Below are 11,627 nucleotides of genomic sequence, written 5' to 3' on the forward strand. Positions count from 1 at the left end.
TACGAGGTTTCAGGCTGAGGCACCCGAGTAGCGCCGCAGACCGCGCCGCCACAGGAACCGGGTGAAGGCGAGGCCGGCGGCGGCGAATGCGGCCAACGCGGCCGGGCCCGCCCCGGTCGCCCGGGAGGTGAGGACTTCGGCGGGCACCGTGACGGCCAGGCCGATCGGGATCAGGACCGTGAGCCCGATCCGCATCCACCCGGGGTAGAGGCCGACCGGCCAGCGTGCCGCCTGGAACAGGCCCGAGAACAGTTCGGCGACGTTGTCCAGCTTCACGAACCAGAACGCGCTGATGGCGATCGACATCAGGAAGCTGTAGATCAGCGCGGCCGCGCACAGCAGCGTGACGGCGAAGACCGGGACCGCCGACAGGCCCACGCCGCCGGAGAGCACCGCACCGGTCGTCGTCGTGGCCAGGCCGATCGCCACGTCCAGCCCCTGCCACACCTTCGACGAGCGCACGCTGACGGTCAGCAGGGCACCGGCGGGCTTGAGCAGCACCGCGTCGAGGGCGCCCTCCTGGATGTCCGTCAACAGGGACAGCGCGTTGGGCATCACCAGCATCTGGGTGAAGCCGCTGAGGGTGGTGTAGACGCCGGCCAGGACCACCAGCTGGTACAGGTCCCAGCCGTCCAGTCGCTGGACCTGGCGGAAGACCAGAGCCAGTGTGATCACCGAGGTGCCCAGGGACAGCACGGAGGTGGCGATGCGCAGCAGGAAGTTCGCCCGGTACTGCATCTCGTTGAGCAGCAGCAGGCGCAGGTACAGCGCGGCCAGTCGGATGTTCACGCGCCCACCCCGGTGTACCGGCGCACGGCGCGCCGCCAGACCACCGCCACGAGCAGCGCTCCCACGCCGATCCACAGCGCCTGGACGCCCAGTCCCGCCAGGAGCCGCGGAGCCGGGCCGGGTGCGATCAGCGCGTTGATCGGGAAGCTGAACATCCACTCGAACGGGAACCACCCGGCCGCGCTCCGCATCCACTGCGGCAGCAGTGCGAGCGGCACCAGCCGTCCGGACAGCAGGAGTTCGAGCAGGAGGTAGAGCTCGAACAGCGCGCTCGCCCTGGTGGTCCAGAACGTCACCAGCCCGATCAGCCAGAGGAACAGCGAGCGGATGACGAACGCCGCCCAGATCGACACCAGGAAGACCAGCACACCGACCGGGGTCGGATGCGCCGTCGGGTGGAACAGCAGGACGAGCACGGCGGCGACGGGAAGCCACTGGGCGATCCAGACGATCTTGGCCCCGCCGAAGCCGGCCAGGTCGTAGTGGATCGGATGGATCGGCAGCAGCATCCGGCCCGACATCCGGCCGGTGGTGATCCGGTGCTCGAACCCGGCCGGCGCGTAGCCGACGTTCATGTTCCGCACCAGGGTCCAGGTGATGTAGTAGGCCGCCAGGGTGCCCGGCGTGTACCCGTCGACGGATCCGCCCTGGGCGCGGGCGATCGCCGACCACACGACCAGGTAGATCACCGGCTCGGTGAGCATGCCGGCCATCAGCAGCAGGCTGCTGGCGCGATAGGTCAGCTGCTGGGTCATCGACTGCCGGCCGGCGGCCGCGTAGAAGGCGGCCAGCGCCCGCACGCGGTCCGCCGCGGCCCCGGCCGTCATGGGGCCGCCGCCGTGGCCGGGGCGCCGTGGCCCGCCGGGTCGGCGCTGTCGACCCGCAGGTCGACCGCGTCCGAGGTGAAGATGTGCTCGATGACGTCCTCGATCGCGGGCCGCGTCACGGTGAGGTCCGTGACCCCACCCCCGGCCAGCAACCGGGTCGTCACCTCCGGCACCCGTGCCGCCTCGACCCGGACCCGCAACCGCCCGGCGGAAGCGGGCCGGCACTCGCCGAACCCGCTCAGGTCCACGTCGGGACCGGTCGGCGTCACCTCGATGTCGCGGTGCGCGGCGAAGCGCTCGCCGAGCTGCGACAGGTCTCCGTCGTAGAGCACCCGGCCGCGGTGGACCACCACGACCCGTTGGCAGAGCGCTTCGATGTCGGCCATGTAGTGGCTGGTCAGCAGCACGGTCGCGGACCGGGTCCGGTTGTAGTCGGCGACGAACGTCCGGATCCGCCGCTGCATGGCGACGTCCAGGCCGAGGGTCGGCTCGTCCAGGAACAGCATCTCCGGCCCGTGCAGCAGCGAGCCGACCAGCTCCATCTTCATCCGCTCGCCCAGCGAGAGGTTGCGTACCGGCTTGCGCACCAGGTCGCCGAGGTCCAGCAGTTCGACCAGTTCGTCCCTGGTCTGCCGGAAACGCTCGCGGGGGATCCGGTAGATCGCCCGGTTGAGCTCGAAGGAGTCGACGGCGGGCAGATCCCATTGCAACTGGTACCGGTTGCCCATGACCAGCGCCATGCGGCGCAGGTAGGCCGGCTCGCGCCGGGCCGGATCGTGGCCGAGCACGCGCACCGATCCCGTCGAGGGGTGGAGCAGCCCGGAGAGCAGCTTGAGCAGGGTGGTCTTTCCTGCCCCGTTCGCGCCGAGGATGCCGACGATCTCTCCCGGCTCGACCCGGATGCCCACGTCCTGCAGGGCGTGCACCTGTTGCTTGCGCCGGCGGACCAGGACGCCGACCGCCGAGCGCAGCCCGGCGTCCCGTTCCGCCACGGTGAACGACCGGCCGAGCCCGGACGCCTCGATGGCCGCAGGGGTCACAGCCGGGCTCCCTCGGTGCCGAGCGGGTCGACGAGCACCATCCGGAGCTCGGCCGTGTACGGGGCGCCGGCGGCGTCGGTCAGCCAGGTCTGGCCGAGGTCCGGCAGCATCTCCGAGATCGTCACGCTCCGGCGTTCGGCGGTGTCCGCCGCGGCCCGGCGCACCGCGCGCGCGGTCTGCTCCAGCATCAGGACGCTGCTGAAGTCGGTCAGGGTCGGCTTGCGCTCGGTGTGCACGCGGCAGAAGGTCCGCACCGGCATGTCGTGCGCCTCCCGGAACCTCTGCGCCTCCCGGAACCGCCGGGCCGCGGTCTTGGCGAACGCCCACTCCAGCTCGGCCGGCTCGAAGCTCCAGGCCTCCCGTTGGACCACCAGGCGGCCGATCGAGATCCGCGGCAGGTGCCGGGCCGGCGCCAGCGGGCGGAACGCGCCCACGATCGCGGCGGAGACCTGCTCGGCGAGCACCTCCAGCAGGTCCCACGGTCCCTCGCCGGTCTTCGAGACCACCACCAGGCGCCCGTCCTCGCGGCACACCTCCAACGCGGCGGACGGGAACACCGGGCCGGGCGCGCCGGTGTCGCTGTCGTGCAGGCACCAGTACCGGAAGTGCGGCGAGAGCAGCGCGGCCGGGTAGCTGCGGGAGTTGACCAGTGGTGAGTCCTTGCTGGGCACCGAGTACCAGCGGCGGCCGGCGTGGTCGCGCTCCGCGGCTTCGAGCAGTCGGCCGACGTCCGCGTGCCGCTCCACGAAGGGGCGGGCCTCGAGCGTGTTCGTGGCCAGATGCAGCTCGCCCATCACCGCCGTGAACTGCCCGAGGCGCACCGCGTCCAGCCCGGCCGCGGCGATCATCAGGTCGGGGGAGTGGTGCCGCGCCGCGGACCACAACGGGGCGGTCGCGGGGAACTCCCGGCGGACCGCGTCCCGGATCGACTCGACGGTCGGTTCGTGGCGCCGCGCGCCGTCCGGTACCCGGAGGATCCGCGCCCACTTGGCCTGCAGCCGGGACACCGCGTCCGCCACCGGCTCCGGCGGCCCGCCGCGGGTCGTCAGCTGCCGGGTGGCCATCCCCAGCAGCTGGGACAGCGGAAGGCGGTCGCGGCCGCTGGCGCGGCTGTGCCGGTCGAGCAGGGAACCGAACAGGTCCAGGTAGTTGCGGCCGGCGCGGTCGGCGAACCACCGGGCGCTGTCGGCCACCAGGCCGAGCGGCCCGCCGATCGCCTCCTGCACCGGTCGTCCGATCTCCAGATCCACGTCGCGCCTGGTGTCCTCGTAGACCAGGGTCCGCCCGGCGTACATCTCGCCGTGCCTGCGTACGGCGTCGCTGCCGGTGATCCGCAGGAACGCCTCGTCCAGCGCCGCGGTGGCGGCCATCAGCTGGTCCGGCCGGCCGGCCGCCGCGGCGACCGCGTCCCGGCCGCGCTCCAGCTCGTCGAGCGCGGCGAGCGCGCGCTCGCGCGGCTCCCGGTCGCCGACCAGGGCGAGCCGTTCCCGCAACGTCCGTTCGGGATGCGCCTCGATCGGACCGCTCAGGTCCATCCGCACCACGCCGTCGTCCAGCCACGGCCGCAGCTCCTCGACGATCGAGTCGACCGTCGAGGTGTCCCGCCGCGCCGCCAGCTCGGCGAGGGTCCGCGATCCGTCGCACATCCGGAGCAGGGACAGGACGCCGGGCGGCAGCTCGACGGGTTCCCGGTAAGGACGCAGGAGCCGGTCGTCGTCCACGAAGACCCCGCCGGAGAGCACCGGCCGCAGCCATGGGCGCATGCCGGGCTGGTCGGACAGACGCCGGGCGAGCGTGTCGATCGCCCAGTTCTCGAAGTAGACCGTGCGGTCGGCGAGCAGGCCGGGCCCGCCGGCGCAGTCCATCGGCCGGTCGGACTCGGTCAGCCGACCCCAGGCGGCCGGGCCGAAGAAGCCGATGGTGTCGTTCTTGACGGTGTACCGCTGCAGGTAGTTGGCGACGAGTTGCAGATGCTTGAGCTCCGTGGTGCGGCCCGGTTCGGCCGGCCGGCCGACCTTGTCCACGGCGCTGCGCACCGCGGCGGGGTTCTGCCAGGCGACGGCCTCGCGGAACCGCGGGTCGGCCGCCACCTCGCGCAGCGAGTCCGCCAGCCGTTCGAGCTCCGCCTTCCACAGCCCGTCGAACTCCTGGTCCGGAAGACCGGCGGCCTGCGCCAGGCCGGGCGCCGAGAGCCGGCGCGCCTCGGTCGCCGGGAAGCCGGCGCCGCGCAGCACGACGTCACGCCACACGGCCCAGTCGGAGCCGGCCAGCGGGAGCAGGTGGGAGCGCTCGTCCGTCTCCGGCCGCGCGGGCTGTCGCGGCGCCGTCACTGCTCCCCCTCGGCAGCGGGCGCCGGGCGGACGGACAACGGCAGCAGTCGGCTCCCCGGCGGCGCGATCGCCGGACCGGGCACGAAGGACGCGCACAGGGAGCGGGTCAGCCGCGTCCGGTGCTTCTCGTACGGTTGGTACGACTCGTGGTCGAAGTCCAGGTAGCGGTTGCGGTAGCACCAGCGGCAGTCCTCGAACTTCGGGTCGATGTGCTCGCGGCCGGCGCCGTGCTGGGCGCGCAACGACAGGTACTGCTCGTTGTTCCAGATCTCCCGCAGGCCGGCGGTGTTCAGATCGCCGACCAGATGGTGCTCCGCGGGCGAGCCGATCAGGTGGTCGCAGAAGCCCACGCCACCGCGGTAGTTGACGTACAGGTACATCCACGGATGCGTGCAGGTCTTGTTCGCCGTGTCGTCGTCGGCCCACAGCTCGTCCAGCGCCGTGTTGAGCTGAACGTCCACCTCGGTCGACTCGGCCACCTCCGCCAGTTCGGCGAGCGCGCGGAGCACCTCGGGACGGTGGTACAGCAGTTGGTCCGGATGCCCGTCCGGGAGGGTGATCGGGCTGAGGTGCATGCCGACGCCGAGCCGTGCGGCGTGCTTGGCGATGGTGGTCAGCTCGTCGAGTGCCGCGGGCTGCACGGTCACGTTGAGGTGGATGTTGCCGGTGCCCACTCCGCTGGCGTGTGCCTCGTCGACCAGCACCTCCAGGTTGCGCAGCACCACGTTCATGTCGGCGCCGCGGCGGACCTTGCCGAACGTCTCGCGCTCGCCGGCGTCGAAGGACACCGAGATCAGGGCGCCGGAACGCACGAGCTTGCGCCACGTCGCCTCGTGGAACGCCGTCAGGTTGGTCACCATGCGGACCCGGCAGCCGTAGTCGAGGGTCTGGTCGACGAACCGGGGGAAGTTCTTCAGGATCGTGCTCTCGCCCCAGCCGCGCAGGTCCACGATCTCGGCGGTGGGGAACAGTTCGTGCGCGATCCGGTCGAACAGCTCCTGGCTCATGTTGCGGGAGCGGTCGAACTTGCCGGCCGAGCGGCACATCGGGCAGGAGAGGTTGCAGTTCTCGGTCAGCTCCACGAACAGCACCCGGGGCAGGCTGTGCAGACGCGTCGCCCGCTGCTCGAACTCACGGAGGTTCAGCTCGTGGTTCTCGAGGCGGGCCTCGGTCCACTCGACGTGGCTGCTCGGACGCCGCTGCGCGGGCGGTGCGGACGGAGTGCTCTCGATCATGCCTGTCACGGCCTTTCGGACAAGGCGTCGCGGACCGCGTTCACGAACTCGGTGCGGAATCCCGGGTCGGGGAAGATCGAGTACTCGTGGTGGTCGGCCTCGACGCGGTGGCGGATGACGCGCCGGGCGTGGGGCTCCCAGTTGCCGACCAGGTCGTCGGTGATGTGGGCGTTGAAGTAGTGCAGGTCGCCGGCGTAGTAGCCGGGGTGGTAGAACCGGTCGGCGCGCAGGGCGCGGGCGAAGACCTCCAGTTGGCGCCGCAGGACCTCCGGTCCGACCGTCTCCGCGAGCACGCGGGCCTCCTTCAGGCTGCTGACGACGCCCGCGTCCCCGACCGTGATGGTGTAGGGCACGTCGACGCCGATCCGGCGGAGCAGCTCCTGCAGTCTGCCGCCGATCAACACCTCCTCCGAGGACACCCCCGCGGCGAGCGACGGGTCCGGCGGCTGGCTGTCGATGAGGGCGAGCATCGCGACGCGCCGACCCTCCGCCAGCAGCCGGCAGGCGACCTCGAAGGCGATCGCGCCACCGGTCGAGAAGCCGCACAGCAGATACGGCTGCTCCGCCGGCAGCCGCAGCAGCTCCTCCAGGTAGATCGAGGCGAACTCCTCGATGCTGCGGGGCACCTCGCGCTCGCCCTCCAGCCCGGCGGCGCGCACGCCGACCGACTGGACCGGCAGCACCGAGCGCAGGGTCCTGATGGCCATCGCCGTGCCGGAAGCGGAGTGGAAGTAGAACAGCGAGGGAGCGTGCGGATCGAAGTCGGCCGGCAGTTGGAGGCAGCGGTCGGACGGCGCGCGCTCGCGCAGGTACGCGGCGACCCGTTCGACGGTGTCGCGGGCGGTGAGTTCGGCCCGGGGCAGCCGGGCGCGGGTCGTCTCGAACAGCCGGTCCACGATGCGGTCGGCCGCCTCGTCGTCGCCGGATGTGCTGAACGCGGTGTCGATCGAGACGTCGGCGACGTCGAGCTCGTCCGCGTAGGCCTCGGCGACCGCCGCTTCCCACTGGTCCCGGAAAGGCCGCTTCGGGCCCTCCGGCACCGGCGCAAGTCCCTGCTCCACGAAGCCGCCAATCTCTCGGATGTCTGGCGAGAACGTTAGGGAAGTCCAGTGATCAAGCTCTGACCGCGCTCTGAACGCCGCCGACAGACGGCGTTCATTCCTCCACCAGTGCCCGTGCCTAAGCTCAGCGGCCGGGACGGAGCCGGTTGTGAACCGTTCCCTCCTCACCTTCGAACCCGCTGGGAGAGACGTGTCCGCCGTACGAACGAAGAACTTCCCGTCCTGGCCCCAGCTCGGCCCGCAGGAGGTGGACGCCGCCGCCGCCGTCCTGCTGACCAACGAGCTCTCACAGAACTCCGGCCGTCACGTCGCCACGTTCGAAGAGGCTTACGCGCAGTGGCATTCGGCGCCGCACGCGATCGCCGTGAACAACGGCACCAGCGCCATCCACCTCGCGCTCGCGGCGCTGGGCATCGGCCCGGGCGACGAGGTCCTGGTGCCGGCCTACACCTTCGTGGGATCCGCCTCTCCCATCGCCTACCTCGGCGCCACCCCCGTCTTCGTGGACATCGACCCGGACACCTTCTGCATCGACCCGGCCGACGCCGAGGCCAAGATCAGTGAGCGCACCAAGGCCGTCATCGCCGTGCACCTCAACGGATACCCGGCGCCGGTCGGGCAGTTGGCGGAGATGGCGCGTCGGCACGGGATCAAGCTCGTCGAGGACACCGCCCAAGGCCACGGCGCCGAGGTCGACGGCCGCCGTGTCGGCACGATCGGCGACGTCGGCACCTTCAGCTTCTGGCAGGACAAGACGATGACGACCGGAGGCGAGGGAGGCGCTCTGCTGACGGCGGATGCGGACCTGGCCGCCTCGCTGCGCATGCTGCGGGACCACGGCCTGGTGCCGGCCGGCCCCGGGCTGTTCCACCACGCCGCGGTCGGCTACAACTACCGGCTGACCTCGCCGCAGGCGGCCGTCGGCCTGGTGCAGTTGGGCAGGCTCGACGGCTTCGTCGCCGCACGCCGCCGCAACGGAGCCCTGCTCGACGAAGGCCTGGCGCAGCTGCCCGGCCTCTCGCTGCCGAAGGTCGTGCCCGGCGGGGTGGCCGCACCGTGGAAGTACACCCTGCGGCTCACCACCGACCCGTCCGTCCTCGACGTCGTCACGCTGGTCTCCGAGTTGCAGCAGGCGGGGATCCCCGCGCAGCGCCGCTACCCGATCCCGCTCACCCGCCAGCCCATCTTCGCGGGCAACCCCTCCAACGAGACCTGCCCGAACTCCGACCTGTGCGCGAGCACGGCGTTCTGCCTGCCCGTCCACCCCGCGGCCGGGCCCGAGGACATCCAGGACTGCGTCGACGCCCTGGCCAAGGTGCTCTCCGACCACGCGGTGAGCGCGGCGTGACCGCGGCCCCCGAGATCGCCGTCATCGTCACGGCGGACGCCGGCGGTCCCGGCGGGCTCGGCGCGGTGCTGGCCGCGGTCGACGCCCAGGTCCCGGCGCCCGCCGAGCGGATCCTGCTCGGCTTCGGCGCTTCGGCCCCCCTTCAGGCGCCCGAGGGCTGGACGGTCCTGGCCGGCGACTGGCCGAGCCGGGCGCAGGCCCGCACCGCGGGCTGGGCCGCGACGGACGCCCGCTGGGCGGTGTTCGTCGACGCGGTCGTCCCGGCGGGTCTGCTCGCGGCCGCCCAGCGGGCCGTGGGCACGGCGCCCTCCGACGTCGCGGTGCTGTCGCCCGGCAGCGAGGACGGTGAGCGGGACTACTGGGCGCTGCGGGTGGCCGACGGCATCGAGCCGGCCTCGGTCTGGCGGCGTGCCGCCGCCGAACTGGTGGGGTGGTGGCCGGACCGGTGCGACGGGCCCGCGTCGCTCGACCACGCGCTCTGCCTGGACCTGACCGCCGCCGGCTGGCGCGCCGTCAGCTTCGCGGCACCGCCGGCACCGCTGGGACCGCCGGCGCCGCGGTCCGAGGCCGACGCCACGGCCGACGCCTGGCAGAAGCGCTCGCTGGCCATCGTCTCGCTGCACGCCGGGCGCGAGAGCACCTTCTCCCGGTGGGAGGAGGTGCTGCTGAAGACCGAGCTGCCCGCCCGGACCTCGCTCTACGTGGTGGACAACAGCCGCGATCCGGAGTTCACCGAGCGGCTGCGGGCCGCAAGCGTCAGGATCCAGGCCGCCCGGGGGATCGAGCACCTCGACTTCACCGTCGACGGCACCGTGTACCGGCCGTCGCCGGACGAGTGGTACCTGAAGCGGGAGCGGAACCTGCACGTGGCCCGCCTCTACGCCTCGGTCCTGCCGAGGATCAAGGAGGACCTGGTCCTGACGCTGGAGGACGACATCGACCCGCCGGCCGACGCCGTGCGCCGGCTCGTCGAGGAGTACTCGCGCCCGAGCGGCACGCCGCTCGCGGCGATCTCCGCGGCCTGGGACCGGGTCGAGGGGCGCTACGTCTGCGGGGGCAAGGCAGTACCCGAGGGCGGCTGGGGCGCGCCGATCCCGTGGGAGGAACTGCCGGACGAGCCACTCGACGTGGGCTGCGTCGGCGGCGCCTGCACCGTCTGGGCCAACGCCGTCGTCTCCCGGGCACCGGTGCTGTTCGACTGGGAGGAGCAGATGGGCTGGGACGGGCTGCTGTGCACGGGGGCCCGGGAGCGCGGGTTCACCGTCCGGATCCACGGCGGAGTCAGGTGTGTCCACCACACCTGGGGCGTGCTGCGCGGATCGGAGTGACCGTGGCGCAGGGGCAGGCCGGCCCGGTGTCCGGAATCGAGGTGCACGGCGCGACCGGACCCGAAGGGCTGTGCGTGCTCACCCTGCGCGACGGCGCACCGCTGCCGGCACCGGGCGAGGTGGCCGAGCTGCTCCGCGAACACGGCCACGCGGGCTTCGAGGTGTGCCTGGCCGCCTCCGGTGTGGAGCCGGGGTGGGCAGCCGAACTGGCGGCGCGGTGGGGCGAATCCGTGCACGTGCCCGCGCCTGGCTACGTCGTCGCGGACCTGCGCCGCGGCGTCCGGCTCAAGTGGGCGGACGGCGCCGACGAACGGGCCGACGCGTGGCGCTCCCACCCGCCGCACGCCGGCGCCGTCCCCAGGTTCGCCGATCACCAGGACCGGCTGCTGCCCCGCGGCCTGCCGCCGCATCTGGAGCCGGCCGACGGCCGGCCGGCCATGATGACGACGGCGGAGGTGCGCGATCGGCTGCGCCGATTGCTGCCCGCCGGGCCGACCGCCGCCTACCTGGGCGACCACCGGCTCTTCGACGAGGCGGCGCACCGGGTGGCCCGCCGGCTGCGGGCCGGGCTGCCGCCACTGGAGACCGAGTACCGGCGGCTGCTCGGCGGCGTCGGGAGGCTGGTCACCCGCGGCGTGGAGATCGAGTTCCACGCCGGGCGCGGTGCCCGGGCGGCGGACGGAACGCTGCTCAGCACCCCGCAGATCGACGCGATCGCCGCGCTGCTGCGCACGCGCGGGCTCGCCCGCGACGCCCGGGTGCGGCAGCACGGCGCCGACCGCGGGCCCGACGGCGCCGAGCCCTACAGCGAGGACCGCCGTACCTGGCGGGTCGAGCTGGAGGAGGCCGAGGGAGACGGCGAAGTCGTGTCGCCGATCCTGCGGGACACCCCGCAGGCGTACGAGGACCTCGTCGAGGTGTGCGCGATCATCCGCGATTGCGGCGGCTACACCAGCGTCCGGGCCGGTGGCCACGTCCACGTCGGGGTCCCCTTCGGCACCGACACCGCCCTGCACGCCGGCCACCTGGCCCGCTTCCAGGCCCGGCAGTGGCTGCACTTCCGCCTGGGCACCTCGATCCGGGCCGAGGCGCACCGGGGCACGCGGTTCTGCCAGCCGCTGCCCGGGCCGCCGCCGGTGGACGCGACCCGGATCAGACAGCTGCGGGACGACCTCAAGCGCCGCTTGGAACACCCGGCGCTCAAGATCGCCAGGTCGGTCGGCCGGGCCGACGACTCGATCGAATACCGGCACGGTGACGCGAGCCTGGACGCGGCGGAGTGGTGGACCCGCGCCGCAGCGTTCGCCGCCGACGTCGTGCTGACCGTCACCGCCGACCGGCACCCGCCGTCGCCCCGGGCGTGGGTGCCGGCCGGCGACGGCCGCACGGTGAGCGACCAGACGGTGCTGGCCGCCCGCGACGGGGTCCAGGTGCACCGGCCCGAGCCGCCCGGCGACACCGTCGAGGTCCGGCGCGTGCTCGACGAGTACCCCTGGCCGCGGTTGCGCCGGCACCTCGCAGAGCTCTACCACCTCACCCCGCCGTACTGGCGGCGCCGGCCGGACCCGGACCCGGCCGCGCTGCCGGCGCCGTACGACGTGGCCGCGTTGCTCGGCCGACCCCGCGACGCGCCGGTCGACGAGGAGTCACGGCGGCGGCTGGTCGCGGT

8 protein-coding genes and 1 pseudogene are annotated in these 11,627 nt (G+C 73.0%); 3 read left to right on the plus strand and 6 right to left on the minus strand.

Annotated elements, in window-relative coordinates; genetic code table 11:
* Positions 1-9: 9 nt before the first annotated feature.
* From BG452_RS21515 to BG452_RS21540, 6 genes are read right to left on the minus strand one after another with little or no spacing between them, the layout of a single operon-like run.
* The gene (locus BG452_RS21515) at positions 10-789 is read right to left on the minus strand and encodes an ABC transporter permease (RefSeq protein ID WP_188305972.1); all 780 of its coding nucleotides are present in this window, start codon (positions 787-789) and stop codon (positions 10-12) included.
* Positions 786-1,616, minus strand: coding sequence for an ABC transporter permease (locus BG452_RS21520; protein ID WP_188305973.1), 831 nt, complete (start codon positions 1,614-1,616; stop codon positions 786-788). The genes BG452_RS21515 and BG452_RS21520 overlap by 4 nt, the downstream gene beginning before the upstream one ends.
* Complete coding sequence (locus tag BG452_RS21525) at positions 1,613-2,656, minus strand: ATP-binding cassette domain-containing protein (protein ID WP_188305974.1); 1,044 nt, start codon at positions 2,654-2,656, stop codon at positions 1,613-1,615. Before BG452_RS21525 ends, BG452_RS21520 begins: the two co-directional genes overlap by 4 nt.
* Positions 2,653-4,986, minus strand: coding sequence for a lantibiotic dehydratase (locus BG452_RS21530; RefSeq protein WP_188305975.1), 2,334 nt, complete (start codon positions 4,984-4,986; stop codon positions 2,653-2,655). The genes BG452_RS21525 and BG452_RS21530 overlap by 4 nt, the downstream gene beginning before the upstream one ends.
* On the minus strand, positions 4,983-6,221 hold the full coding sequence (locus BG452_RS21535; protein WP_188305976.1) for a radical SAM protein: 1,239 nt from the start codon (positions 6,219-6,221) through the stop codon (positions 4,983-4,985). The genes BG452_RS21530 and BG452_RS21535 overlap by 4 nt, the downstream gene beginning before the upstream one ends.
* Before the next feature lie 5 nt (positions 6,222-6,226).
* The gene (locus BG452_RS21540; protein ID WP_188305977.1) at positions 6,227-7,282 is read right to left on the minus strand and encodes a thioesterase domain-containing protein; all 1,056 of its coding nucleotides are present in this window, start codon (positions 7,280-7,282) and stop codon (positions 6,227-6,229) included.
* A gap of 148 nt (positions 7,283-7,430) precedes the next feature.
* Between BG452_RS21540 and BG452_RS21545 the strand changes: the two genes are divergently transcribed.
* The 3 genes and pseudogenes from BG452_RS21545 to BG452_RS21555 all read left to right on the plus strand — a co-directional run.
* Positions 7,431-8,630, plus strand: a complete 1,200-nt coding sequence (locus BG452_RS21545) for a DegT/DnrJ/EryC1/StrS family aminotransferase (protein WP_188305978.1) — start codon at positions 7,431-7,433, stop codon at positions 8,628-8,630.
* Positions 8,627-9,958 (plus strand): hypothetical protein, encoded by a 1,332-nt coding sequence (locus BG452_RS21550; protein ID WP_188305979.1) that lies wholly within the window; start codon positions 8,627-8,629, stop codon positions 9,956-9,958. The genes BG452_RS21545 and BG452_RS21550 overlap by 4 nt, the downstream gene beginning before the upstream one ends.
* A gap of 2 nt (positions 9,959-9,960) precedes the next feature.
* A pseudogene (locus BG452_RS21555) lies at positions 9,961-11,627 on the plus strand (amidoligase family protein); the annotation flags it as partial.

Source organism: Streptomyces sp. CBMA123 (assembly GCF_014596465.1).
Taxonomy (GTDB): domain Bacteria; phylum Actinomycetota; class Actinomycetes; order Streptomycetales; family Streptomycetaceae; genus Kitasatospora.

Excerpts from the sequence above, each read along its gene's own strand:
- BG452_RS21520 (WP_188305973.1), bottom strand. The coding sequence starts at position 1,616 with ATGACGGCCGGGGCCGCGGCGGACCGCGTGCGGGCGCTGGCCGCCTTC.
- BG452_RS21535 (WP_188305976.1), bottom strand. The coding sequence starts at position 6,221 with ATGATCGAGAGCACTCCGTCCGCACCGCCCGCGCAGCGGCGTCCGAGC.